We start from the raw sequence: 24,321 nt of genomic DNA, 5'->3' as shown, positions 1-24,321 counted from the left end.
GAGGTCAGCCGGGCGGCGGGCCCGGGGTCCCGCCGTCCGCGAAGGTGGCCCGTCGCGCGAGCACCGCGCCCTCGAGGTCCGCGACCGGCACGTCCTCCGCCCAGGCGCGGGCGCGCAGCAGCGCCACCGCGTCGTCCGGGGCGAGGCCGGTCTGCGCCACCAGCATGCCGACCGCCCGGTGCCGGCGCGCCCGCGCCGACGTCGCCGCCACCGCGGGCCCCACGAGCGCCGGCCCGAGCGCGTCGGCCAGCACCTGGCCGTCCGCCAGCGCCTCGGTCGTCGCGCACCGCGCCGGCCCGTGCACGGTCAGCGCCGCCACCGCCCGCCCGTCCACCCGCACGGGCCAGGACCGGACGTGCACGGCGGCCCCGGGGTCGACGACCCCGTCGGCGAGCACGGCGAACACCGGCGGCACCTCGGGGACGTCGGGCGGGAGCTCGGCGGGGCGCCCCGGCGCGCCCGGCCCGAGCACGGTCCCGACGCTGCGCCCGTGTCGGGCCGCCCGGGAGGCCGGCCCGTCGCCCACCAGCTCCTCGAGCTCGGCGAGCCGGGCCGCCACGTCGTCGGTCGCGCAGGCGGTGTACCGGGCGGCCCCCGCCGGCGCGCAGGTCAGCGCGGCGCCGGAGGCACCCAGCAGGGCGGCCGCGGCCCGGCACAGGCGCTCCGTGGCGGGCGGGCACACGCCGGCGCCGGTCCCCGGGCCGGAGCGCGCGACGGCCTCCGCGAGGGCGCGGAGCAGGAGCAGCCGGTCGGTCACGTGGCCAGTGTCGGATCGGTCCGGTCGGCGCGCACCCGGAAGCGCCGGGCCGCCCTGCGCCGTCCGGGTGACCGCCCGGGCGGCGGCGTCCCGCCCGGCCCGCCGCGTGTCGGACCGCACCGGCAGACTGGGCGCATGGACGACAAGGCGATGCTGCACCGGTACCTGCGCGAGAACCGGGACTCGCTCCTGGCGAAGCTCGACGGGCTCTCCGAGTACGACGCCCGCCGGCCGCTGACCGTCACCGGCACCAACGTCGCGGGCCTGGTGAAGCACGTCGCCAGCGTCCAGCTCGACTACTTCGGCGCGGTGTTCGACCGCCCGCACGGCCGCGCCCTGCCGTGGTTCGCCGACGACGCCGAGCCCAACGCCGACATGTGGCTCACGGCGCAGGAGTCGCTGGACTCCGTCCGCGAGCTGCACGCGTTCTCGGCCGCGCACGCGGACGCCACGATCGCGGCGCTGCCGCTCGACGCGCCGGGCCGGGTCCCGTGGTGGCGCCCGGCGAGCGCGGACGTCACCCTGCACCGGGTCCTCGTGCACGTGATCGCGGAGACCGCGCGGCACGCGGGCCACGCGGACATCGTCCGGGAGACGATCGACGGCGCCGTGGGCACCCGCCCGGACGACCCGAACCTGCCGTTCCACGACGGCGACGCGTGGGCGGCGTACCGGGCCCGCGTCGAGGACGCGGCCCGCGCGGCGGCGGGCACGCGCACCGCGGACTGACCGCGCGGCGGCGCGCGAGGCGCCGGCGGCCGACCCGGGAGGTCGCCCGTCGGGCGGGTCCGCCGTCGGCGCGGCGGTCCGCCGTCGGCGCAGCGGTCCGCCGTCAGGGCAGCGGGTCCGCCGCCACCATCCCGTGCCCCAGGACGCCGTCCGGCCCGTCGTACACCTCGACCTCCCCGGCGAACCGCTCCGCGTCGTCCTCCGGCCGGTAGCCGAGCGCGCGTGCCGTCGACAGGTCCCACCACGCCCGGGTGTTCGCGGACACCCCGTAGGCCACCACGGGGCCGTCGACCGGCCCGCGCAGCGCCGCGTCGGCCAGCCGCACCGCGTCGGCCGGGCTCAGCCAGATCCCGAGGTCGAAGGTGCTCGCCGGCCGGTCGGCGCACAGCCCGATCCGCAGCGACACGACCTCCAGGCCGTACTTGTCCGCGTACAGGCTGCCGAGCGCCTCGGCCGCCGCCTTGGACACGCCGTAGAACGAGTCCGGCCGCGCGGGCCCGTCCACGCGGGCCTCCCGGTCGGTCGGGTAGTAGCCGACCGCGTGGTTCGAGCTGGCCAGCACCACGCGGCGCACCCCGGACCGGCGCGCCGCCTCCAGCACCCGGTACGTGCCGTCGACGTTGGCCCGGCGGACGCGGGTCCAGGTGTCCTCCGAGGGGATCCCGGCGAGGTGCACCACGCCGGCCGCGCCGGCCAGCGCCGGGGTGAGCCGGTCGATCGCCTCCTCGTCGGTCAGGTCCACGGCGGTGAACGGCTCGTCGGGCGCGGGTGCCGGGTCGGCGGGGACGTCGGCGTCCACGAGCCGCAGCCGCCAGCCGCGGGCCCGCAGGCCACCGTCCGCCGTGCGCAGGTAGGTCCCGATCCGGCCGGCCGCCCCGGTGACGACGACGTCTGGCTGCTCCATGCCCGGCAGTCTGCGGCCGGACCGCCGGTCGCGCGCGCCGGCGCCGAGACTCCCGGCGCGGTCCGCGACGCGGGGCCGGCCCGGAGTGCGGGATCGCAGAGTCGGCGGACGCCTGCCACGCCCCCGGCGACGAGCCCCGCGATCAGGCCGCGGGGTCCGCCGTCCGCACGCGGTCCCGCCCGGCGGCCTTGGCCCGGTAGAGCGCCGCGTCGGCCCGGGTGAGCAGGCCCGCGACCGGCTCACCGGGGTGCCGCTCCGCCACGCCGATGCTCACGGTCAGCCGCACCCCGGGCATGAGGTCGTCCCACGCCAGGTTCGCGATGGTCTCCCGCAGCCGGTCGCACACGTCGACCGTGCGGTTCCCGGACAGCCCGTGGAGCAGGACCGCGAACTCCTCGCCCCCGTACCGCGCCGCCAGGTCGTCGCGGCGCAGCGCGTGCTGCAGGGCGTCGGCGACCCGCACCAGGACGGCGTCCCCGACCTGGTGCGAGTAGGTGTCGTTGACCCGCTTGAAGTGGTCGATGTCGAGCAGGGCGACCGCGAACGCGCCGCCCTCCGCCGTCCAGCGGCCCAGCTGGGCGTCCAGGGTCCGCCGGTTCGCCAGGCCCGTGAGCCCGTCGTGCGCGGCCTCGTGCGCCAGCCGGGCGTTGCGCTCCTCCAGCGCCTCGGAGCGCCGGCGCTCGGCCTCGGCCTGCCGCTCCGCCTGCTCGACCTCCATCCGGGCGCCGAGCAGGGCGGCCCGCCGCTCGGCCTGCGCGTCGCCGAGCCGGACGGTCAGGCCGTGCAGCTCGCGGAGCGCGGCCAGCGCCGCGACCGGGTCGCCCAGGGCCTCGTGCGCGTCGGCGAGCACGCGGAGCAGCTCGGTGCGCTCGGCGGGCCGGCGCAGCGCGTCGCACACGGTCATGCCGGCCCGCGCCTCCTCGACCGCCTCGGGCAGCCGGCCGGCGTCGAGCAGCATCCCGGCGCGGATGCGGTGCAGCGACAGCTGGAGACCGGCCGCGGGGAACCGGGCGAGCATCGCGCCGGCCGCGTCCAGCACCACCGCCGCGGCGTCCTGGTCGCCCGCGAGCAGGTGCCCGACCGCCGCGGTCAGCCGGGCGTCGACCGCCGTGCGGGTCAGCCCCGCCGCGTCGGCCTCGTCAACCGCCTCCAGGGCGAGGGCGAGGGCGCGGCGGGCCGACGCGCGGGCGCCCCGCGGGTTGTCGGCCACGAGCCGCCGGCTGGTCTCGACGAACGTGCGCGCCAGGTTCGCCAGCGCGATCGACGCGCGGTCGGGGTCGCCCGCGGCCAGCCAGAGGCGGCGTGCCTGCGTGAGCACGCCCGCCGCCTGCGGGGCGAAGTGCGGCATGGAGGTGTACACCGACCCGAGGATGGTCAGCACGTCGGCCGTCCCCGCGACGTCGTCGGCCTCGCGGCGCAGCTCGGCCGCCCGGGTCAGCAGGTCGACCGCGTCCTCGGTGTGGCCCAGCTCGTGGTGCACCAGGCCCTGCCGGGCGAGCGCGCGGGACTGCCACACCAGCGCGCCCCGCTCCCGCGCGAGGTGCTCGGCCCGGACCGCCCGCTCCAGTGCGCGCGGGTCCTCCCCCAGGGCGTGGTGCGCGACCGCGGCGTAGTAGGCCAGGCGCATCTCGGCGCCGCCCGCGCGCTGCTCGACGGCCTCGGCGAGGAGGTCCTCGGCGCGGCGGACGCACGCCCCGGCGTCCGAGTCGGCGAGCAGCGCCAGCTCGTCCACCGCGGCCTCCCAGTCCGTGGGCGCTCCGGGTGGTGCGGGTGCGTCGATCGATGTGGCCGTCATGGTCCTTCGTCCCGCCCGCCGTCCATGGCGGGTCACCTGTGTGATCGGGCCCGCGACCTGCGGTGATGAGCCGATCCGCGCGTCTTCACCCGGAGGGCGTGCCGGGACGCGGTGTGGCACGCTGTGCGCGGTGAGCACCGCCGACCCGCAGTCCCTCTTCCCGGGCAAGCAGTTCATCAGCACCGCCCTCGAGGTGCTGGAGACGAAGACGACGATGTCGGGCGGGCTGGCCCGCCGCTACCTGCAGCGCGCGGCCATGGCCGGGGTCCTGATCGGGCTGCTCTACGCCACCTACTACGCGGTGCTCGGGGCGTTCGCCGGCATCGGGGACGGCTCGGTCCGCCCCGTCGGCCGGCTCGTCGGTGCCGTGGTGTTCGGCTGGGCGCTGGTGTTCATCTACTACTCGCGCTCCGAGCTGCTCACCTCGAACATGATGATCGTCTCGATCGGGGCGTACCACCGCCGCACCAGCTGGCTGCGGGCGCTGCGCATGCTCGGCCTGTGCTACCTCGGGAACGCCGTCGGCGGCCTGTTCGTCGCGGTGCTGCTGCGCCTGTCGACGCTGGTCGACGGGGCCCCGCTCGAGGAGATGGTCGCCTCGGTCGAGCACAAGCTCGCCTACGTCGCGGACGGGCCCGCGGGCTGGGTCGACCTGCTGGTGCGGGCGGTGCTGTGCAACTTCTGCATCAACGTGGCGATGCTGCTCGTCTACAACGGGCTGATCAAGGACGACCTCACCAAGTGCCTGGTGATGATCACGTCGGTGTTCATCTTCGCGTTCCTGGGCCTCGAGCACTCGGTGGCGAACACGGTCCTGTTCACGATCGTCGGGCTGCAGGAGGGTCTGGACGTCGGGCTGGCGGCCGGGAACGTCGCGATCGCGCTGATCGGGAACTTCATCGGCGGCGGGCTGCTGATCGGCCTCTACTACGCCTACGTGAACGACGACTCCCAGTGGTTGCGCCAGCAGGGCCGCGGGACCAGCACGCCGGACGACCCGCGATAGCTCCGGAGGTCCGGGCCGGCCGCCCGGCGGTCCGTCAGCGGTAGTCCGGGCCGCCGGGCAGCCCGAACGCCTCCTCCAGCGTCGTGACCCCGCGGCGGTCCAGCTCCGCCACCAGGTCCGTCCCGACCCAGCGCAGGTGCCAGCCCTCCGGTGCGTACCCGGTGACCGCCCGGTTCTCCGCGGTGTACCGCACGACGAACCCGAACTCCCCCGCCCGCGCGGCCACCCACCGGCCCTCGTCGGTGTCCCCGAAGCAGTCCTGGAAGTCGCAGTCGGGCCGGCTGGTGCTGCCGACGTCCACCGCGAGGCCGGTCTGGTGCTCGCTGTGCGACGGCCGGGCGCTCACCTCCTCCGCGCGCTGCTGCCCGACCCGCGCCACCAGGTCGGCGTGCACCCGGACCTGGTCGTCGTAGGAGCGGTAGGCGCTGCGCAGGGCGAGCGTGACGCCGTCGCCCGCCGCCGCGGCCAGCATCCGAGCGAGCGGGTCGGCGACCTCCGGGCGGACCTGGTACCCCGCCACGACCGCCAGCTCGGCGGGCGCCCAGCCGGCCGGGGCCAGGGGCAGCGCCTTGTTGACGACCACCCAGGGGCTCGCCGGGTCGTCGGTGGGGTGCAGCGCGAGGTCGAGCCCCGCGGGGGCGGGCGGCACCAGGGCGGTGCCCGGCGCCGGGACGTCGGGCACCTCGGTCGGGGGCAGCGCGGTCGCCGGGGCGGCCACGCCGGTCGGACCGGGCCCCGGGAGCGCGCCGAGGACCGGCGGGTCGAGCGCCGGTGCCGGGGCGGGCGACGGCTCGCGCGCGGCCGCCGCGACCGGCGCCGCGGCGGCCGGGCCGGGCCGGGCCGGCACGTCCTGGAGCGCCACCGCCGCGAGGAGGCCGCCGAGCACCGCGACCGAGGCGACCTGGACGGGCCGGGCGAACCGCCGTCGTGCGCTGCCGCGCCCGTGCGCGCCCGGCGTCGGGCGGCGGTGCTGCGGGCGCGTCGTCACGAGGGAGCTCCAGGTCCGGGGGCGGGTCAGCCCCCAGTCTCCGACGGATCGCCCCGCAGGGACAGCCCGACCTGCCGCGTCACGTGCGCGGGCGGCGCGCGGGGGCGTCGCCCGCCCCGAGATCGCGGGCCAGGGCGTCGAGCGCCGCCGTGCGGCGCCGGGGGTCGAGCTCGAGCCCGCCGTCGGGCGTGCGCCGGACCGAGCCGGACAGCACCAGCTCGTCGACGGCGTCGGCGACCCCCGCGGTGCGAGTGCGCCGGTCCAGCTCCGCACCGGACATGGGACGGCCGAGCACGGCGGCGAGCAGGCGGGCCTTGGTCAGCGGGTCGGTGGTGCCGTCGAGCACGGCGGCGGGTCGGGACTGGGTCGGCACGCGCGTCTCCCCCGGGTCGGGCCGGGCGGCCGGTCCGCCGCGGCTCGTCCGTCCAGACTGCGCGCCCGCCGGCAGGGTGAGTGGTGGCCTGGGTGGTGCACCGCCGCCGCTAGGTGGCGCAGGCGTCCCCGGTGCGTGGCGGATCGCGGGTCCTGGGTGGGACCTCCGTCCTCCACGATGCCGCGCCGCGCGGTGCCCCTCGGACGACGGCAGCACCCCCGCGCGACGCCGCAGGTCCGCGGCCGACGGCGCGACGCCGCCCCGGGAGCGGGGTGCTCCCGGGGCGGCGTCGTCCGTGCGGGTCAGCCCTGCTGCGGGGCCTGCCGCACCTCCTGGGCCGACTCCTGCGCCTGGTCCTTCAGGTCGCTCGCGGCCTGGGTGCCCTGCTCCCTGACGGTGCCGACCGCCTCGGTGGCGCGCTCCTTGACCTGGTCCACGGCCTGCTGCGCCGGCTCGCGCAGCTCGTCGACGACCTGGCCCGCGGCCTCCTTGACCTGCGGCGCCAGCTGCTGCGCCTGGTCCTTGACCGCCTGCGCCGCCTGCTGCTCCTTCTGCGAGGAGGGCAGCAGCGACGCCGCCAGCCAGCCCACGCCGAAGGCGATCAGGCCCGCCGCCAGCGGGTTGCCCTCGGCCTTGCGGGCGACAGCCGACGGCGCACCCTGCACCCCCTCGGCGAGGCCGTGGGCGGCGGACGACGCCGAGCCGGCCGCGGAGTGCGCCGAGCCCGACGCGCTGCCCGCCGCCCCGCTCACCGTGTCGCGGGCGTCGTGCACCGTGCCCATGACCCGGTCGCGGACCGAGCCGACCCTGCTGCGGACCTTCTCGGCCTGGCGGTGCGCCACCTGGCGCGGGTCGAGCGCGTCGCCCACCGCGTCCACGTTCGCGCTCAGGTCCGCGCGGGTGGCCTCGATCCGGGCGCGGATCTCGTCCGGGTTCTCACTCATGGTTCGCCTCCTCGTCACCCTTGAGGGCGTTCGGGATCTTCTTGACCGTCTCCGCCGTGCGCGGCGCTCCCTTGACCCGCTGCAGCTCGGCGCGCCCGCGCAGCGCGAGCACCGCCGCGATGACGCCCCACACCACCGCGACGACCAGCGCCGACCACGCGTGGCCGAGCGGGTGGGACAGCGCCCACCACAGGGCGATCGACAGGAACAGCAGGACGAAGTGCCCGGCGACGCCCGCACCCGCGAGCATCCCGCTGCCCCGCCCCGCCCGCTTCGCCGACTGCGTCAGCTCCGCCTTGGCCAGCTCGACCTCCTGACGCACCAGCGCCGAGAGGTCCTGCGTGACGTTGCCGATCAGGTCGCCGAGCGACGGGCGGTCCTCGCCGGTCCCCGACGGTGCCGTCCCCGCCGGCGCCGTGCCGGGTGCGTCGCCCAGGGGAGGGACGCCGCCCGCCGTGCCGCCCGTGCCCGCTCCGCCGGGACCCGCGCCGGGGGCCGCGGCGACGGTCGGGTCCCCCGGCCCGGTCACGGCTGCTCCTCGCGGCGGAGGCCGGCCAGCGGGTCGCCGCCCGCGGTGCCCTGGTCGTCCGCCGTCGGCAGGTGGCCCGGCGTCGGGGCGACCGGGGCGTCACCGCCCGCCGCCGCCCAGGCCTGCTCCTCGGAGCCGAGGCCGCCCTCGTCGACCGGTCCCGGCTCGCGGTGCTGCCCGCCGCCGGACTCGGCGTCGACGTCGGTCACCTCGGCCGTGCCGCCCGCGACCACGCCCGGGCCCGTGGCGGCGAGCGCCGGGGACAGGTCCTGCGTGGTGGCCGCCGGGGACCCGCCCGCGGAGCCCGCGGACGGCGTCGACAGGCCGGTCGTCGCGCCGGGCAGGGACGAACCGGTGGACCCGGTGCCCGTGCCGGTGAGACCCGCCGACGAGCCTGTCGACGGCGGGGCGTCCTTCAGCCCGCGCGTCAGCCGCCCGGCGAGCACCCCGGCGCCGGCCGCGAGGGCCAGGAACACGCCGGGCCGGCGGCGCGCGAAGTCGGTCACCTCGCCCAGCACGTCGCCCGGCTCGCGGTTCTCGAGCCAGCTCGCCACGGACCCGGTGCGCCCGGCGACCTGCCGGACGAGGTCGGCCGCGAGGCCGCCCTGCTCCGAGCCGTCCGCCATCCGGCCGAGCTCGTCACCGAGCGACCGGAGGCTGGAGGCGGCCCGCGCCTGCTGGTCCGACGCCTGGCTGGTCAGCCCCGCACGCGCCTCGCTCAGCAGGTCCCGCGCCTGGCTCGTCGCCTCGTGGACGACGTCGGCCGCCTGTCCCTTCGCCTCGTGCAGCACCCCCTGGCCGCTGTCCGCGGCCGCGTGCGCCAGTCCGGACGCCTGCTCCTTCGCGGTTCCCACCGCTGCGGCTGCGCCGCTGTCGTTCGTGCTCATCGCGTCCTCCTCACTCGCTCTTGAAGGTGTCCTTGAGCTTCCCGGCGGCCTTCTCCACCGGGTTCGGCTTCGCCGTCGTGCCGTACAGCCGCGGGTCGGGCTGCGTGGGCGGCGGCATCGGGACGCCCGCCGGCGGCTCGGCGACGTAGGTGAACTCGCCCAGGCCGTCCGGGGTCGGGCCCGAGGCCCACGAGCCCTTGTCGGCGTCGGTGCCGTTCGAGAAGTTGATGTACTGGTAGGACACCTCGCGGTGCTCCTGCTCGATCGGGAAGTTGCTCGGGGTCGGGATGCCCTCGAAGCCCTCCTCCTGCAGCTCGCGCGCGGCGGCGATCCACTGGTTCTGGTGCATGGTGTCCCGCGCCAGCAGGAACGCGAGCATGTCCCGCACGCCGCTGTCGTCGGTCATGTGGTAGAGCCGGGCCACCTGGACGCGGCCCTGCATCTCGGCGTTGGCGTTGGCCTGGAAGTCCGCCAGCAGGTTGCCGCTCGCGGTGATGTAGCCCGCGCTCCACGGGTTGCCGTTGCTGTCGACCGGGCGGGCGCCGGCGCCCGCCACGATCGCGTGCTGGACGTCCGTGCCGCCGACGACCGCGGCGATCGTCGGGTCGTTCTGCACGGCCTCCTCGGTGATCCCGATCGGGGCCTTCTCCAGCAGCTGGGCGATCATCGTCGCCAGCATCTCGACGTGGCCGAACTCCTCGGCGCCGATGCCGTAGAGCAGGTCGCGGTACTTCCCGGGCAGGTGGGTGTTCCAGGACTGGAACCCGTACTGCATCGCGACCGTGATCTCGCCGTACTGCCCGCCCAGGACCTCCTGGAGCTTGCGGGCGTAGACGGCGTCCGGCTTGTCGGGCGTGGCCTTGAACTGCAGCTCTTGACGGTGGAAGAACATCGCGACCTCCGCGCCCCGGGACCCGGGGCAGTGTCGTCGGCGGAGCCGCGGTCGCGGAGGGCGCCGGTCGGGCGCCACGCCGGACCGGGCGTGGCGCCGGCGCCCTGCTGCACCGGCACGAGGGCGACAGGACCAGACCCGTCGCCTGCCACGACGCTAGGTCCGTCCGGGTGAACCCGCCTCCCGAGCGAGCGGTTGCGCGCCCGGCGCCGCCGTGCGATGTCCGAGGCGGTCAGGCGGTCGGCCGCGCCTCGTGGCCGGGCCGCCCGTGCGTGCGGTTGCGCTCCTTCAGCTGCGACTCGTACACGTGCCGGCGGCCGTCCACGAGCCGGTCGCGGGTGCGCCGCTCGGCCTCGGCGAAGGCCCGGTAGTAGCCGTCGTCGAAGTCCTCGACCACCTGGAACGTCCAGCGCCCCTCGAGCACGTTCCGGCCGACGACCTCGGCGCGCAGCTCGTCGGCGACGTCGGGGTGCCCCGCGTCCGCGAGCCGGTCCAGGGCCTCGGCGAGCTCGGCGTCGGCGCGGCCGATCAGCCGGTGGAAGGCGTAGAGCATGCCGCGGGCGTGCTCGACCACCTCGAACGCGGCGGTCACGCCGCCGACGGCCTCCACCACGGCGTCGGGGACGCCCTCGGGCGGCAGGTGGGCGGCGTCCGGCCGCTCCGCGGAGCCCTCGCCCCCCGCGCGGTCGGGCCGGTCGGCGGCGGGCTGGTGCTGCGGTGCGTCGTCGGTCATGCGGCCATCGTGCGGCGGCCCGCCGCGGCCCACCACCGCGAGCGAGCACGGGACACGTCGAGCGGGTGGTCGGCGACTACCCGCTCGACGTGTCGGGTGCTCCCTCGGCGCGGGCGGGCCCGCGGCGCGGGCGGGCCCGCGCCCCGGGCCGGTCAGCCGGCCGCCGAGGCGATCTGGATCAGGTTGCCGCAGGTGTCGTCGAGGACGGCCACGGTGACGGGACCCGCCTCGGTGGGCGGCTGGACGAAGCGCACGCCGAGCGCCTCGAGCCGGGCGTGCTCGGCGCGCACGTCGGCGACGCCGAAGCTGGTGTACGGGATGCCGTCGGCCACGAGCGCGGCCTTGAACGGCGCGACCGCCGGGTGCTCCCCCGGCTCCAGCAGCAGCTCGACGCCGTCCGGCGCCTCGGGCGACACGACGGTGAGCCAGCGGTGGGCCCCGACCGGCACGTCGGTCTTGGGACGGAAGCCGAGCACGTCGGTGTAGAAGGCGAGCGCCTTGGCCTGGTCGTCGACGAACACGGACGCGGTGGTGATGATCACGGGGACTCCTCGGAGGGTGCGGGTGCGGACATCGCGCCGAGCCAGCCGGCGACGCCGGCGAGCGGCCCGGGGTCGAGGCGGTGCACGGTCGTGCGCCCCGCCCGGGTGCCCTGGACCAGGCCGGCGTCGGCCAGCACGCCCAGGTGCTTCGAGACCGCCTGCCGGGTGACGGCGACCCCGTGGGCGGTGATGAGCCGGGTGCACAGCTCGAACAGGGTCTGCCCGTCCCGGCGGCGCAGCTCCTCGAGGAGCAGGCGCCGTGTCGGGTCGGCCAGCGCCCGGAACACCTCGTCCACGCGACCCACGATAGGCAACCCGATGGTTGCCTTTCAAGCCCGCGGCCGGAGCGGGTCGGGCGTGCAGTACCGTGGGCGCATGTTCACGACGCAGAGCTGGTGGCCCGCCTCCTAGGCGGACCCCTCGACGCGTCGACGACCGCCCCTGATCCGGGTGGTCGTGGCCGCGGGCGCGGCGGGGCCACCCGGTCCCCGACCGAACGGCTCCCGCGATGACCTCCCTGCTCCGCTCCCTGCTCGACGACGACGCCACCTGCTTCGCGGTGCTGCACCGCCGGGGCTCGGACCGGCTGGACGTCCTGGTCGGCGACGTCCTCGACGTCGACCGGCTGGCGGACGTGCCGCTCGACGGCGGCACGGTGCTCGCCCTCGTGCCGTTCCGCCAGGTCCGCGAGCGGGGCTTCGCCGCTCACGACGACGGCGCGCCGCTGCGCTGCCTGCTCGTCCGGGACCGCGAGCGGGTGCCGCTGGCCGAGGCGCTCGCGGTGCTCCCCGACGCCGTCCCGGTCCAGCCGGAGGGCTTCGACGTCGACGACCCGACGTACGCCGACCGCGTCCGGACGGTGGTCGAGGACGAGATCGGCCGGGGCGAGGGCGCGAACTTCGTGCTGCGCCGCGACTTCGTGGCCCGGACAGACGCCGCGCCGGGGCCGGCCGTGCTCGGCTGGCTGCGCGCCCTGCTGGAGCGCGAGTCCGGGGCCTACTGGACGTTCGCGGTGCGGACGCCCGGGCTCGCGGCCGCGGGCGCCACCCCCGAGCGGCACGTGTCCGTGTCCGGCGGCGTCGCGCGGATGAACCCGATCAGCGGCACCTTCCGGCACGGCGCGGCCCAGCCGACCGGCGCCGAGCTCCTGTCGTTCCTGGCCGACACCAAGGAGAGCGAGGAGCTGTTCATGGTGGTCGACGAGGAGATGAAGATGATGAGCGCCGTCTGCCCCGACGGCGGTCGCATCCTGGGGCCGTACCTGGCCCAGATGTCCCGGCTCACGCACACCGAGTACGTGCTCGAGGGCCGCACCGACCTCGACGTGCGCGAGGTGCTGCGGCTGACGATGTTCGCGCCGACGGTCACCGGGTCGCCCATGGGCAACGCCTGCGCCGTGATCGCGCGGCACGAGACGACCCCGCGCGGCTACTACTCCGGCGTGCTGGCGCTGCTGGAGCCGGACGGCACCACCCGCCCCGACGGCACGCCCGGGTACGAGGTGGACGCGCCCATCCTCATCCGCACGGCCTACCTGGACGCCGCCGGCCGGGTCACCGTGCCGGTGGGCGCCACCCTGGTGCGGCACTCCTCCCCCGACGGCGAGGTCGCCGAGACGCACGCGAAGGCCGCCGGGGTGCTCACCGCGATCGGGGCGGTGGCGCCCGTCGGCGCCGGCGAGGCCGTGCCCGTGCTGGCCGACGAGCCCGGCGTCGCGGCGGCGCTGGCCGCGCGCAACGACCGCCTGGCGGCGTTCTGGCTGCGGCCCCAGGCGGTCGAGCCGGATCCGGCCGTCGCGCGCCGCACCGCCCTGGTCGTGGACGCCGAGGACCAGTTCACGACGATGCTGGCCCACCAGCTGCGGCACCTCGGGCTCGACGCCCGGGTCGTGCCGTGGCAGGACGTGCCCGACGACGCGGACGCCGACCTGCTCGTGCTCGGCCCGGGGCCGGGCGACCCGCGGCGCCTCGACGACCCCCGCGTGGCGCGGCTGCACGCGCTGGCCGCGCGGAGGCTGGGCACCGGTGAGCCGCTGCTCGCCGTCTGCCTCAGCCACCAGGTGCTCGCGCTCCAGGCCGGCCTGCCGGTCGCGCCGCTGCCCGCCCCGCGCCAGGGGGTGCGGCTGGAGGTGGACGTGTTCGGGGAGCGGCCGGCGATCGGGTTCTACAACACGTTCGCCGCGCGGCACGCACCCGGGGAGGCCCGCACCCCGCTGCTCGGGCTCGAGGTGGCCGCGGACGCCGCGGGCGTGGTGCACGCGCTGCGCGGCCCCGGGGTCGCGTCCGTGCAGGGCCACCTGGAGAGCGTGCTGTCCTCCGACGGGCTGACGACGCTGCGCCGGCTCGTGCGGCACGCGCTGGCCACGACGGCCGCGGCCCGGGCCACGGCGGGGTGACGGCGGGCGACGGCGGCGGGGCGGCCGCGCGCCCGCTAGCGTGACCTCCCATGGCCTCGCGCACCGGCGTCTCGACCACCTCCGGCTGGCTCGCCGTCGTCACCCTGGCCGGCGCCGTGCTGCTGCTCGTCCCCGGCTGGTTCGGCCGGCCCCCCGGCGCCCTCCTCCTCCCCCTGGCCGCCGCCGCGGCGCTCGGCACCGGCTGGCTGCTCGACCCCGGGGCCGGGCGGGCGACGTTCGTCGACGGGCTGCTCGCGGCGCTCGGCCTGGCCGCGCTCCTGGCCGGTGCCGCGCTGCTGGTGGCCTCGCTGGTGCGCCTGATCGCGCTCGGGGACGTGGGCGCCCTGGCGTTCGGGCTGGGCGGCGCGGTCGCGGGCACGCTGCTGGGCTCCGGGCTCCTCGCGACGCGGATGGACGGCCCGCCGCTCTGACCCGGGACCGCCTCCGGGCGTCCCGCCCCGGGCGCCCGGCGGACCGGGGCGCGCGTGTCGGACCCCGGGTCGAACATGTGTTCTATGTCGCCGCCGCCCGCCCCGCCCGTCGCCGGGATCCTGCACGCCGACCTGGACGCGTTCTACGCCTCCGTGGAGCAGCGCGACGACCCCCGGTTGCGCCGACGCCCCGTGGCCGTCGGCGGCGGCGTGGTGCTCGCGGCGTCCTACGAGGCGAAGCGCCGCGGCGTCCGGACCGCGATGAGCGTTCGGCAGGCCCGGTCGCTGTGCCCCGGTCTGGTGGTGGTGCGACCGAGGTTCGAGGCGTACACGGCCGCCAGCCGCGCGGTGTTCGCGATCTTCCGCGACACCACCCCGGCGGTGCAGGGCGTGTCGATCGACGAGGCATTCCTCGACGTGCGCGGCCTGCACCGGATCGACGCGGCGCCGGTCCTGATCGGCGGGCGGGTCCGGGACCGCGTGCGGGACGAGGTCGGCCTGCCGATCACCGTCGGCGTCGCCCGGACGCCGTTCCTCGCCAAGGTCGCCAGCCGGGTCGCCAAGCCCGACGGGCTGCTCCTCGTCGACCCGGACCACGAGGACGCGTTCCTGCACCCGCTGCCCCTGGAGGTGCTCTGGGGCGTCGGCGCCGTGACCGCGGACAGGCTGCACGCGTTCGGCCTCACGACCGCCGGGGACGTCGCCGCGCTCCCCCGGTCCGTCCTCGAGCACGCGCTTGGACCCGCCATGGGCCGGCACCTGCACGCGGTGGTGCACGGCCGCACCCCGGACCGGGTCGACACGGGGCGGCGGCGCGGGTCGGTCGGGGCGCAGCGGGCGCTGGGCCGCGGCCCGCACGACCCCGCGCAGGTGCGCGCCGCCCTGCTCGGGCTGGTCGACCGCGTGTGCCGGCGGCTGCGGGCCGGGCACCGGCTCGCCCGGACCGTGGTGCTCCGGCTGCGGTTCGCCGACTACACGACGGCCACGCGGTCCCGCTCGTTCGCGTTCGCCACCGCGTCGGGCGCGCAGATCGGCGCGGCGGCCGTCGCGCTCCTCGCCGCGGCGGCCCCGCTGCTGCGGGAGCGCGGGATCACGCTCGTGGGCGTCGCCCTCGCCGGGCTCGAGCCCGACGACCACTGGCAGCCGGAGCTGGACCTCGAAGGTGCGGCGCCGGCCGGTCTGGACGCCGCCGTCGACGCGGTGGCCGACCGGTTCGGCTCCAGGGCGCTCGTGCGCGGCGCGCTGCTCCGGCACGGGTCCGGGCTGGAGGTGCCGACGCTCCCGGACGACCCCGAGGAGCCCGCGTGACGTCCGGGGGCCCGCGCGCGACCGCGCCGGTGTCGCGGTCGTGCCCGCGCGGGTACCGTCGACCGGGACAGCGACGCCGGGGGAACCCGCCCGCAGCGCCACAGGGGACCCGGAACGGGGGCGGCGCCATGACTCCCACGACCGGGCGCGAGCGCACTCCGGGCCCGTGCACGCCCACGCGCGCGGGCTCGTTCCGGCTCGACGTCACGACGCAGCACTGGTGGTGGTCGGACGAGGTGTACGCGATCCACGGCTTCGCCCCGCACGAGGTGGTGCCCACCACCGAGCTCCTGCTCGCGCACGCCCACCCCGACGACCGGGGCACGTCGGCCGCGGAGCTCGACGCGGCGATCCGCACCGGACGCGCGTTCTCGAGCGTGCGCCGGATCGCGGACGCGCGCGGGCGGGCGCGGCTGGTGGCGGTCGTCGGCGAGGGCCGGGGCCGGACCCCGCTCGGCGGGCCGGCCGAGGTCGCGGGCTACGTCGTGGACCTGACCGACGTCGTGGACGAGCGCGCGCAGGCCGCCGCCACGGTCTCCATCGTCGCGGCCGCGGAGAGCCGGTCGGCGATCGACCAGGCCGTGGGCGTCGTCGCGTTCGTCCGGGAGCTCGACCCGGCGGCGGCGTTCGGGGTGCTGCGTGCCGCGTCGAACGACGCCAACGTGCCGATCCGGGTCCTCGCCCGCGCCATCGTCGACGGCCTCCCCACGCTGCAGCACGACCCGGGACGGGTCAGCCGGTTCCTGGACGGGCTGCTCGCCCCCGCGCACCGCACCGCGGCGGGCGCCGGCGCCTGACCCTCCCCGGGCCGCCTGCGCCCCGCGCCGCTACGGTCGGCTGCACGGGCGCGCCGCCGCGGCGGGCCCGGGGCGAGGAGGGCCATGCCGCCGGCAGCCGCACCCACGACAGCGCGGCGCGCCGCCGCGCTGGTCCGCGCCGCCCACGCCCCGCCGGCGTTCGCGGTCACCCTGTTCGCGGGTGCCTACGCCGCGGGCGCGGCCGGCGCCGGCGCCGGCCGGGCGCTGCTCGTCGCCGCCGCCGTCCTGGCGGGCCAGCTGTCGGTCGGCTGGTCCAACGACTGGATCGACGCCGACCGGGACCTCGCGGTGGGGCGCCGGGACAAGCCGGTGGTCGCCGGCACCGTGACGGTCGCCGCCCTGCGGCGCGCCGCGCTGCTGGCCCTCGCCGCGTGCGCGGCGCTCTCGCTCGCCCTCGGGCCGGCCGCGGCGCTGCTGCACCTCGCGCTGGTCGCGCTGGCGTGGGCGTACAACGCCCGCCTCAAGTCGACCGTCTGGTCCTGGCTCCCGTACGCCGTGGCGTTCGGCGGGCTGCCGTCGGTCGCGACCCTCGGCGTGCCCGGCGGGGACGCCCTGGCGCCCTGGTGGGTCACCGCCGGCGGGGCGCTGCTGGGGATCGGCGCGCACCTCGCGAACGTGCTCCCGGACCTGGAGGACGACGCCGCGACGGGGGTGCGCGGGCTGCCGCACCGGCTCGGGCGCCGGCGCACCGCGTCCGGCGCCGCGTGCGTGCTGCTCGCCGCCGTCGCCGTGGTCGCGCTCGGGCCGCCGGGGGCCCCCGGCCCCCTCGCGGTCGCCGGTCTCGCGCTGGCGGCGGCGCTCGCCGCGTCCGGCGCCGCCGTGGGCCTCGCGCGGCCCGCGAGCCGGTGGCCGTTCGGCGCCGCGATGGCCGTCGCCGCCGTCGCCGTCGTGCTGCTGGTCGTGCAGGGGTGAGCCGCCCACCGGCCCCCGGCGCGGCCCGCGCGCGCCGACCGGTCGCGGCCGCGAGGCACGGAGGGCAGCATCGGGGCATGTCCCGCATCGCGGCCGTCGCCCCCGTGCTCCCCGAGCACGTCTACCCCCAGGCCGAGATCACCGCGGAGGTGGCGGGGCTGGTGACCCGGGACCCCCGGCGCCGCGCACTGCTGGAGCGGGTGCACGCGTCCAGCGGGATCGACACCCGGCACACCGTCCTGCCGCTGGAGAAGTACGCCGGGCTGACGTCGTTCGGGGAGTCCAACGACGTGTTCCTGCGCGAGGGCCTCGAGCTCGCCGCCCGCGCCGTCACCGAGGCGCTCGGCGCGGCCGGGCTGCGGCCCGCGGACGTCGACCACCTGTTCTTCACCACCGTCACCGGCGTCTCGGCGCCCTCGCTCGACGCGCTGCTCGTCGGGCGGGTGGGCCTGCGGCCCGACGTGCGGCGGGTCCCGAGCTTCGGCCTCGGCTGCGCGGGCGGGGCGGCGGGCCTCGCCCGGGTCGACGACCACCTCGCCGGGCACCCCGACGAGGTGGCGGTGCTGCTCTCGGTCGAGCTGTGCTCCCTCACGCTGCAGCACGACGACGACTCCACCGCGAACCTGGTCGCCAGCGGGCTGTTCGGCGACGGCGCGGCGGCGGCGGTGCTGGTCGGCGACCGTCGTGCGGCCGCGCTGGGTCTGGACGGGCCCGCGGTGGCCGGCGCCCGCAGCGCGCTGTACCCGGGGACGGAGCACGACCTCGGGTGGCAGGTGGGCGGGTCGGGCTTCCGCATCGTGCTGTCCGGCGGGATGGCCGGCACCGTGGCCGCGCACGCCGCCGCGGACGTCGAGGCCCTGCTCGCCCCGCTCGGCGCGGGGGTCGCGGACGTGGCGCGCTGGGTGGTGCACCCGGGCGGGCCGAAGATCCTCGATGCGGTCGAGGACGCCCTGGGCCTCGGCCCGGCCGCGCTCGCGGGGTCGCGCGCCGCCCTCGCCCGTGCGGGCAACCTGTCGTCGGCCGCGGTGCTGCACGTGCTGGCCGACGTGCTCGCGGGACCGCCGCCCGACCCGGGTGCGCTCGGCGCCGTCCTGGCCTTCGGGCCGGGGGTCGGCGCGGAGCTGGTCGCGCTGCGCTGGCCGGGGGCGACGTCGTGAGCTCGCTGGCGTGGTTCGACCTCCTGATCGCGCTCACGGCCGTCGAGCGGCTCGTCGAGCTCGTCGTCTCCTCCCGCAACGCGCGCTGGTCGTTCGCCCGCGGCGGCGTCGAGTCCGGGCGCGGGCACTTCCCCCCGATGGTCGCGCTGCACACGGGCCTGCTGCTCGCCTGCGTCCTCGAGGCGCACCTGGCCGACCGCCCGTTCCTGCCCTGGCTCGGCTGGCCGGCGCTGGCCCTCGTGCTGGCGAGCCAGGCGCTGCGCTGGTGGTGCATCGCGACGCTCGGGCCGCGGTGGAACACCCGGGTGATCGTGGTGCCCGGGCTGCCCCTGGTCGACCGCGGCCCCTACCGGTGGATCCCGCACCCGAACTACGTCGCGGTGGTCGTCGAGGGCCTGGCGCTGCCGCTGGTGCACACCGCCTGGGTGACGGCAGCCGCCTTCACGGTGCTGAACGCCGTGCTGCTCCTCGGGTTCCGGATCCCCGCGGAGGAGCGCGCCCTGCGGGCGGCGGGCGGGGGCGGCGACCCCGTGCCGGCGCCGGGACGGTGACCGCCACCCCCGACGTCGACGTGCTGGTCGTCGGCGGCGGCCCGGTCGGGCTGGCGGCGGCCCTGGAGGCGCGGCGCGCCGGGCTCACCGCGCTCGTGGTCGAGCCCCGCGGCACCCCCGTGGACAAGGCGTGCGGCGAGGGCCTGATGCCCCGGGCCGTCGACCTGCTCCGGCGGTGGGACGTCGACCCCGCGGGGCGGCCGCTCGCGGGCATCGCGTACGTCCGGGACGACCTGCGCGCGGAGCACCGGTTCGTGGGGCCGCCGGGCCGCGGGGTCCGCCGGACCGTGCTGCACACGGCGCTCGCGGGACGGGCTCGCGAGGCGGGCGTCGAGCGGCTGTCCGCCCGGGTCGGCGAGCTCACCCAGGACGGCGGCGGCGTGACGGCGGCCGGGGTGCGGGCCCGGTGGCTGCTCGGCTGCGACGGGCTGCACTCGACCGTCCGGCGGCTCGCGGGGCTCGAGGCGGGGTCCCGTGGCGGGCGCGCCCGCCGGTTCGGCGTCCGCCGGCACTACCGCCTCGCCCCGTGGACGGACCTCGTCGAGGTGCACTGGGGTCGGCGCGCCGAGGCCTACGTGACCCCGGTCGGTCCCGGCCTGGTCGGCGTGGCCCTGCTCGGCACGGCGCCCGTCGACGTCGACGCCGAGCTGGCCGCCATGCCCGCCCTCGCCGACCGGCTGGCGGGTGCCCCGGTGGACGCCGCCGACCGCGGCGCCGGCCCGCTCCGGCAGCGCACCCGCGCCCGGACGGCGGGCCGGGTCCTGCTCGTCGGCGACGCGTCGGGGTACGTCGACGCGCTCACCGGCGAGGGGCTGCGGCTCGGGTTCGCGCAGGCCGTCGCCGCCGTGGCGCACCTGGACGACCCCGCGGGGTACGAGCGGGCGTGGGCGGCCGCCACCCGGGACTACCGGGTGCTGACGTCGACGCTGGTGGCGGTCGCGACGTCGCCGCTGCGGGGCACCCTGGTGCCCGCGGCCGTGCGGCTGCCCCCGGTGTTCGCCGGGGCGGTCGAGCGCCTGGCGCGCTGACGCCCCGCCGGCCGGCTACGGAGCGGGCGCGTCCGCCTTGCGGTCGCGCTTGGTGGCGTACAGGTCCGCGTCAGCGCGCGCGAGGAGGTCCCGGACGGAGTCGGCGGACCCGGCCACCGCCACCCCCGCGCTGCACGGCAGCGCCCCCCACGCGGACGCCAGCGCGGCCCACCGCCGGGCCGCGGCCTCGTCCTGCCCGGGCAGCACCGCGACGAACTCGTCCCCGCCGAGGCGCCCGACGAACCCCGCCCGGTCGAGCTCGGCCCGCCACCCGGACACCAGGTCGGCCATCAGGTCGTCGGCCCCCAGGTGCCCGTGCGCGTCGTTGACCTGCCGGAAGTCGTCGATGTCGAGCGCCACCACGCTGAGCGGCGACCCGCCGCGCCGGGCCCGCGCGAGCGCCGCCTCGAGCCGCTCGTAGAACGGGCCGCGGGTCAGCGCTCCGGTCAGGTGGTCCGTCCCGCCCGCCTCGCGCAGCCGGCGGCCCTGCCAGCCGAGCAGGGTGCAGGACAGCACGCATAGCGTCGCCATGCTGACGATGTTCGTGGGGTTGACCGGCGCGACTGCCAGCCAGGCGCCGCCGGCGATCGTCGCGGCCGCGACCGCCACGACCACGGCCGCCCGGCGGGTGTCCAGCACGTACGCCGCGAGCTGACCGGCGAGGATCACGCCCAGGGCGAGCACGACCACGCCCTCGGTCGCGCGACAGCTCGCGAGCACGCCGCCGGCCACCACGATCCCGCCGAGCAGCACCGCCTCGGTGCTGCTCGGGTGCGCGGGCAGGGTCATCGCGAGGACGGCCAGCAGCGCGTACGCGGCCGCGGCGACCGCCCAGCGGCCGGTCGGCGTGCCGGGGTCGACCGGGGTCAGCCCGCCGACCGCCGTGAGCACGGAGACGACCAGCAGCGCCACGGCGAGCTGCGGCCGCAGCTCGCCGTGCGGCGTCTCCTCCACCGGCGGCATGGCCCGATGGTGCCGCGCGCCGCGCCGGCCCGCCCGTCGCCGACCGGGTGAACTGCGGGCGCGGGCCGGTGCCGCCCGGGCCCGGGGGCCCGCGCTCACCCGAACGGCCGCCGCCGTCCGCACCGCGGGCTCACCCGATCGGACGCGCGCGGGCTCGGCTACCGTCGCGCGGGTGACCAGCTCGTCCCCGGACCCGGCCCGGACCGCCACCGCCGACGACGGCACCCCGCTGCGGTGGCAGGAGCAGGGATCGGGCAGCCCGGTGCTGCTCCTGCAGGGCCAGGCGACCGCGATGGCCGGCTGGGACCGGGTCGCCGCGGCCCTCGCGACGGAGTTCCGGGTGCTGCGCGCCGAGCAGCGCGGTGTCGCCGGCACCGAGCCGGGCCCGGGCGGCCGCGTCCCGGCCGGCCTCACCACGCGCGACCTGGCCCGGGACGTCCGGGCGGTGCTCGACGCCGGCGGGGTGGCGCGGGCGCAGGTCGTGGGGCACTCGATGGGCGGCAAGATCGCGCAGTGGCTCGCGGTCGACGCCCCCGCGCGCGTGGCGTCGCTCGTGCTCCTGGCGACCAGCGCGGGCCCCGGCGACGGCGTGCCGAGGGACGCCGAGGCGCACCGGCTGCTGCTGGGCGGGGACGGCGCGGCGCGCACCCGGCTGTTCTTCGACGAGGCCTGGGCCGCCGCGCACGCCGAGGAGGTGCGGACCTTCTTCGCCGTCGACGCCGACCGGCCCACCCTGCGGGCGCTGTACCGGGCGAGCACGGAGCACGCCGCGCTCGACGCCCTCGGGCGGGTGGCCGCCCCCGCGCTCGTCGTGCACGGGACCGAGGACCGGCTGGCGGCGCTCGCGTCGGCGGAGCGGCTGGCGGCGGAGATCCCGGGGGCACGGCTCCTCGCGGTCCCGGGGGCACGGCACGGGCTGCACCTCGACAGCACGGAGGCCGCGTCGGCGGTGCGGGACTTCCTGCGCGCGCACGCCGCGCGCTGACCGCGGCCCGGGTCTGGCGCGCGCGCCCGCCGGGGGGATTGACTGGTGGCCCGGCACGCCGGACCTGGGGGGACGACATGACCACGACCGACCGGCTCGACCTGCGCGGGGCGCGCCTCGTCGAGGCCGACCTGCGCGGGGCCCGGCTGATCCGCGCCGACCTGTCGGACGTCGTCATGCGCGGCGTCGAGATCGCCGGGGCCGACATCGACGCGCCCTGGCTGCTCGGCGGCGGCTCGCTGCTGGTCAACGGGGTGGACGTCGCGCCCCTGGTCGACGCCGAGCTCGACCGGCGGTTCCCCGGGCGGTCGCAGCGGCGGGCCGCCGACCCGGAGGGCCTGCGGCGGGCGTGGGCCGCGGTCGAGGCGACCTGGGCGGCCACGCTGGAGCGCGTCGCGACGCTGCCGGCCGGGACGCTGGACGTGCAGGTGGACGGCGAGTGGTCGTTCGCGCAGACGGTGCGGCACCTGATCATGGCCACGGACACCTGGCTGCGCGGCGCTGTGCTCGGCGTCGAGCGGCCCTACCACCCGATCGGGCAGCCGAACGTCGAGTACGCGGCGGACGGTCACGACCCGTCCGTGTTCTCCGCGGCGGCGCCCGCGTGGGACGAGGTGCTGGCGGTGCGGGCGGAGCGGGTCGCGATGGTGCGCGACTACCTGGCGGGCGTCACGCCCGCGGACCTGACCGCGACCCGGCCGAACCCGTGGGCGCCCGAGTACCCCGAGACGGTGCTGTCCTGCCTGCACACGATCCTCGAGGAGGAGTGGGAGCACCACCGGTACGCCGTCCGCGACCTCGACGCGATCCGCTGACCCCCTCGGCAGTGGAAGGTCTGGCCCGACACACCGTCGGCGTGTCGGGCCAGACCTTCCACTCGACGCACGGACGGCACGGGGTCACGCCGGGCGGCGGGCCACCACGAGCCGGAACGCGTTCCGGAACCGGTACGACCCGTCGCGCCCCCGGAACCGCTCGGCTGCCGCGACCACCACCGGGCCGCGCTCGGCGAGCCCCGCGGCGTCCTCCCCGAGCAGCAGCCCCCGCACGAGCGCCGGCTCGTCCGCCGCCGTCCACGGCACGTCGACGAGCGCCACGTGCTCGACCACGAGCCCCGCCCCGGCCAGCAGCCCGCGCACCGGCTCCTCGCGGCGCAGCGGCCCCTCGGGACCGGGCTCCTCGCCGTCGTCCGCCGCCAGGGCGGCCTCCACCGCGTCGAGCTCGCACCGGTCCCGCTCGGCCCAGCCGCACACCGCGAGCAGCCCGCCCGGCGCCAGCACCCGGCGCGCCTCCGCGACCGCGGCCGCGGGGTCGTCGGCGAGGTGCAGGACGTTCACCGCGGCGACCACGTCGAACGCCCCGCCCGGCCAGGGCAGGTCCTCGGCGTCCGCGACCCGGACGTCCGCCCCGGGCGCGGCGCGCCGGGCCCGGTCGACCATGCCCGGGGCGACGTCCGCGCCCGCCGCCGTCGCGCCCCGGGCCGCCGCCCGGGCGAGCAGCTCGCCGGTGCCGCAGCCGACGTCGAGCAGCCGGGTGCCGGGACCCGCCCCCGTCGCGTCCAGCAGCGCCGCGCGGGCCGGACCGGCGAAGCCGCCCCAGGACGCGGCCCAGTCGCCGGCGAGCGCGGTCCAGGGGTCCTCGGGCACGCCCCCAGTCTCCCCCGCGGACCGGCCGCCTCAGTCCGCCCAGACCCGCAGCCCGTCGAACCGCGCCGTGGCCCGCGGCGCCACCCCGTCCCACCCGTGGGAGACCAGCCCGATGCGCAGGTCCGTGCCCGCCGGGAACGTCCAGACGCCGCCGGCGACCCACGTCGAGCCGTCCGTGCTGGTCAGCGCGCGGACCTCGTGCTCCCCCGCGTCGTCGGTGCGGTGCACCAGCCGCAACCACGTGGTGTCCGCGGGTGGCCCCGCGATCGTCCCGCCGTACGACAGCCGCCCGGCGTACGGGCGCTCGTGCCCGAACTCGGTCTGCCGCGTGTTCCAGATCGCCACGTGCGAGAGCCGGGCGAACAGGTCGTCACCCGCGTACGCCACGAGCCCGGCCTGCTGGTAGTTGCGCACGTCGTCGGTGCCGAGGTCGACGGACACGACGGTCTCGGCGGTCCAGTCGCCGTCGGGGACGTCGCGCAGCAGCACCCCCGCGTCGTTCGCGGCGCCGGTCAGGTCGGCCCGCTCGACCGGCCACACGAGTGCGCCGTCCGCGATGGTGACCTGCGGGTCGCGCACCGCGGTCCACCCCGGGCCCAGGTCGCCGTCGAACGTCACCTCGTCCACCAGGTCGCCCGGGACGGGCAGCGGCTCGACGTCGGTGACCCGCTGCGCCAGCGGCACCGCGCTGAGGTCGTCCACGTGCACGCCGGAGGTGCGCGCGACCGCGCCGGCGCTGCCGGGGCGCAGGCGCTGCGGCAGCTCGAGCACCACCTCGGCCAGCGGGTCGCCGAGCCGCGCCTGGGACACCTCGGCGCGGGCGAGCCTGCCCTCGACCTCCAGGACCACCGCGTGCCACGTGCCCCAGTCGACCCCGGGCGGCAGCGGCACCGCGGCGCGCGCCGCGCCCGACCGCACCACGAGCTCGCCCGCGACCGGGTCGACCACCGCGGTCACCCCGGTGCCCGGCCGCGCCGCGCCGCGCGCCCCCGCCGGCCCGGCGGAGGTCGCGGAGCCGCCGGCCGAGCCCGCCCGCCCCAGGCCGAAC

26 protein-coding genes and 1 pseudogene are annotated in these 24,321 nt (G+C 78.2%); 12 read left to right on the top strand and 15 right to left on the bottom strand.

All coding sequences use genetic code 11. The features are described from left to right. Window positions 1-4: 4 nt before the first annotated feature. A complete protein-coding gene (locus tag MHY85_RS12140; protein WP_239196632.1) occupies window positions 5-757 on the bottom strand; it encodes an ANTAR domain-containing protein in 753 nt (250 codons plus the stop codon). 135 nt (window positions 758-892) lie between these two features. On the opposite strand from MHY85_RS12140, the gene MHY85_RS12135 reads away from it, so the two are divergent. Next, window positions 893-1,486 (top strand): DinB family protein, encoded by a 594-nt coding sequence (locus MHY85_RS12135; RefSeq protein WP_239196630.1) that lies wholly within the window; start codon window positions 893-895, stop codon window positions 1,484-1,486. 103 nt (window positions 1,487-1,589) lie between these two features. Here MHY85_RS12135 and MHY85_RS12130 read toward each other — a convergent pair whose 3' ends face one another. Both MHY85_RS12130 and MHY85_RS12125 read right to left on the bottom strand, forming a co-directional pair. After that, a complete protein-coding gene (locus tag MHY85_RS12130) occupies window positions 1,590-2,390 on the bottom strand; it encodes an NAD(P)-dependent oxidoreductase (RefSeq protein ID WP_239196628.1) in 801 nt (266 codons plus the stop codon). A 142-nt stretch (window positions 2,391-2,532) separates the two neighbouring features. Continuing rightward, window positions 2,533-4,185 (bottom strand): diguanylate cyclase, encoded by a 1,653-nt coding sequence (locus tag MHY85_RS12125; protein ID WP_239196626.1) that lies wholly within the window; start codon window positions 4,183-4,185, stop codon window positions 2,533-2,535. Between the two features lie 130 nt (window positions 4,186-4,315). Here MHY85_RS12125 and MHY85_RS12120 point away from each other — a divergent pair, with 130 nt between their 5' ends. After that, window positions 4,316-5,191, top strand: a complete 876-nt coding sequence (locus MHY85_RS12120; RefSeq protein WP_239196624.1) for a formate/nitrite transporter family protein — start codon at window positions 4,316-4,318, stop codon at window positions 5,189-5,191. A 34-nt stretch (window positions 5,192-5,225) separates the two neighbouring features. On the opposite strand, the gene MHY85_RS21895 is transcribed toward MHY85_RS12120, so the two are convergent. The 9 genes from MHY85_RS21895 to MHY85_RS12075 all read right to left on the bottom strand — a co-directional run bounded on the left by MHY85_RS21895 (window position 5,226) and on the right by MHY85_RS12075 (window position 11,375). Next, a complete protein-coding gene (locus tag MHY85_RS21895) occupies window positions 5,226-6,179 on the bottom strand; it encodes a D-alanyl-D-alanine carboxypeptidase family protein (protein WP_239196622.1) in 954 nt (317 codons plus the stop codon). Window positions 6,180-6,258: 79 nt separating this feature from the next. Next, complete coding sequence (locus tag MHY85_RS12110; protein ID WP_239196620.1) at window positions 6,259-6,552, bottom strand: hypothetical protein; 294 nt, start codon at window positions 6,550-6,552, stop codon at window positions 6,259-6,261. A gap of 302 nt (window positions 6,553-6,854) precedes the next feature. After that, a complete protein-coding gene (locus tag MHY85_RS12105; RefSeq protein ID WP_239196618.1) occupies window positions 6,855-7,496 on the bottom strand; it encodes a DUF3618 domain-containing protein in 642 nt (213 codons plus the stop codon). Next, window positions 7,489-8,025, bottom strand: a complete 537-nt coding sequence (locus MHY85_RS12100; RefSeq protein WP_374233533.1) for a phage holin family protein — start codon at window positions 8,023-8,025, stop codon at window positions 7,489-7,491. Before MHY85_RS12100 ends, MHY85_RS12105 begins: the two co-directional genes overlap by 8 nt. Then, window positions 8,022-8,912 carry a hypothetical protein gene (locus MHY85_RS12095; RefSeq protein WP_239196616.1) on the bottom strand — a complete coding sequence of 297 codons (891 nt, stop codon included), beginning with the start codon at window positions 8,910-8,912 and terminating at the stop codon, window positions 8,022-8,024. The genes MHY85_RS12100 and MHY85_RS12095 overlap by 4 nt, the downstream gene beginning before the upstream one ends. Before the next feature lie 10 nt (window positions 8,913-8,922). Continuing rightward, a complete protein-coding gene (locus MHY85_RS12090) occupies window positions 8,923-9,804 on the bottom strand; it encodes a manganese catalase family protein (RefSeq protein ID WP_239196614.1) in 882 nt (293 codons plus the stop codon). A gap of 232 nt (window positions 9,805-10,036) precedes the next feature. After that, window positions 10,037-10,537, bottom strand: coding sequence for a hypothetical protein (locus tag MHY85_RS12085; RefSeq protein ID WP_239196612.1), 501 nt, complete (start codon window positions 10,535-10,537; stop codon window positions 10,037-10,039). Between the two features lie 152 nt (window positions 10,538-10,689). Then, window positions 10,690-11,079, bottom strand: coding sequence for a VOC family protein (locus MHY85_RS12080; protein WP_239196610.1), 390 nt, complete (start codon window positions 11,077-11,079; stop codon window positions 10,690-10,692). Beyond that, complete coding sequence (locus tag MHY85_RS12075; RefSeq protein ID WP_239196608.1) at window positions 11,076-11,375, bottom strand: helix-turn-helix transcriptional regulator; 300 nt, start codon at window positions 11,373-11,375, stop codon at window positions 11,076-11,078. The genes MHY85_RS12080 and MHY85_RS12075 overlap by 4 nt, the downstream gene beginning before the upstream one ends. Window positions 11,376-11,587: 212 nt before the next feature. Here MHY85_RS12075 and MHY85_RS12070 point away from each other — a divergent pair, with 212 nt between their 5' ends. The 8 genes from MHY85_RS12070 (at window position 11,588) to MHY85_RS12035 (ending at window position 19,679) form a co-directional block, all read left to right on the top strand. Further along, a complete protein-coding gene (locus tag MHY85_RS12070; RefSeq protein WP_239196606.1) occupies window positions 11,588-13,474 on the top strand; it encodes an anthranilate synthase family protein in 1,887 nt (628 codons plus the stop codon). 50 nt (window positions 13,475-13,524) lie between these two features. Continuing rightward, entirely contained in the window at window positions 13,525-13,905 is a 381-nt protein-coding gene (locus tag MHY85_RS12065) for a hypothetical protein (protein ID WP_239196604.1), read from the top strand. A gap of 84 nt (window positions 13,906-13,989) precedes the next feature. Continuing rightward, window positions 13,990-15,213, top strand: a complete 1,224-nt coding sequence (gene dinB, locus MHY85_RS12060; RefSeq protein ID WP_239196602.1) for a DNA polymerase IV — start codon at window positions 13,990-13,992, stop codon at window positions 15,211-15,213. 128 nt (window positions 15,214-15,341) lie between these two features. Next, on the top strand, window positions 15,342-16,010 hold the full coding sequence (locus tag MHY85_RS12055) for a PAS and ANTAR domain-containing protein (protein ID WP_239196600.1): 669 nt from the start codon (window positions 15,342-15,344) through the stop codon (window positions 16,008-16,010). 84 nt (window positions 16,011-16,094) lie between these two features. Continuing rightward, window positions 16,095-16,943: a UbiA family prenyltransferase gene (locus tag MHY85_RS12050; protein ID WP_239196598.1), complete on the top strand. Its 849-nt coding sequence runs from the start codon at window positions 16,095-16,097 to the stop codon at window positions 16,941-16,943. Beyond that, window positions 16,877-18,100, top strand: coding sequence for a type III polyketide synthase (locus tag MHY85_RS12045; RefSeq protein ID WP_308191376.1), 1,224 nt, complete (start codon window positions 16,877-16,879; stop codon window positions 18,098-18,100). Before MHY85_RS12050 ends, MHY85_RS12045 begins: the two co-directional genes overlap by 67 nt. Beyond that, window positions 18,097-18,651, top strand: coding sequence for an isoprenylcysteine carboxyl methyltransferase family protein (locus tag MHY85_RS12040; protein ID WP_374233528.1), 555 nt, complete (start codon window positions 18,097-18,099; stop codon window positions 18,649-18,651). The genes MHY85_RS12045 and MHY85_RS12040 overlap by 4 nt, the downstream gene beginning before the upstream one ends. After that, the gene (locus MHY85_RS12035) at window positions 18,648-19,679 is read left to right on the top strand and encodes an FAD-dependent monooxygenase (RefSeq protein WP_239196594.1); all 1,032 of its coding nucleotides are present in this window, start codon (window positions 18,648-18,650) and stop codon (window positions 19,677-19,679) included. Before MHY85_RS12040 ends, MHY85_RS12035 begins: the two co-directional genes overlap by 4 nt. 15 nt (window positions 19,680-19,694) lie before the next feature. On the opposite strand, the gene MHY85_RS12030 is transcribed toward MHY85_RS12035, so the two are convergent. Then, window positions 19,695-20,642: a GGDEF domain-containing protein gene (locus MHY85_RS12030; protein ID WP_239196592.1), complete on the bottom strand. Its 948-nt coding sequence runs from the start codon at window positions 20,640-20,642 to the stop codon at window positions 19,695-19,697. Window positions 20,643-20,814: 172 nt separating this feature from the next. On the opposite strand from MHY85_RS12030, the gene MHY85_RS12025 reads away from it, so the two are divergent. Both MHY85_RS12025 and MHY85_RS12020 read left to right on the top strand, forming a co-directional pair. Beyond that, entirely contained in the window at window positions 20,815-21,627 is an 813-nt protein-coding gene (locus MHY85_RS12025; RefSeq protein WP_239196590.1) for an alpha/beta fold hydrolase, read from the top strand. Between the two features lie 77 nt (window positions 21,628-21,704). After that, the gene (locus MHY85_RS12020; RefSeq protein WP_239196588.1) at window positions 21,705-22,442 is read left to right on the top strand and encodes a DinB family protein; all 738 of its coding nucleotides are present in this window, start codon (window positions 21,705-21,707) and stop codon (window positions 22,440-22,442) included. An 84-nt stretch (window positions 22,443-22,526) separates the two neighbouring features. Here the strand turns inward: MHY85_RS12020 and MHY85_RS12015 are convergent, their stop codons facing one another. Further along, entirely contained in the window at window positions 22,527-23,273 is a 747-nt protein-coding gene (locus MHY85_RS12015; RefSeq protein WP_239196586.1) for a class I SAM-dependent methyltransferase, read from the bottom strand. A 30-nt stretch (window positions 23,274-23,303) separates the two neighbouring features. Further along, window positions 23,304-24,321 (bottom strand): annotated as a pseudogene (locus tag MHY85_RS12010) (DUF1349 domain-containing protein); the annotation flags it as partial.

The organism is Cellulomonas sp. ACRRI, assembly GCF_022346185.1.
Lineage (GTDB): Bacteria > Actinomycetota > Actinomycetes > Actinomycetales > Cellulomonadaceae > Cellulomonas.
Note: the sequence above shows the minus strand (reverse complement) of the source record. Positions and strands in the feature narration are given on the sequence as shown.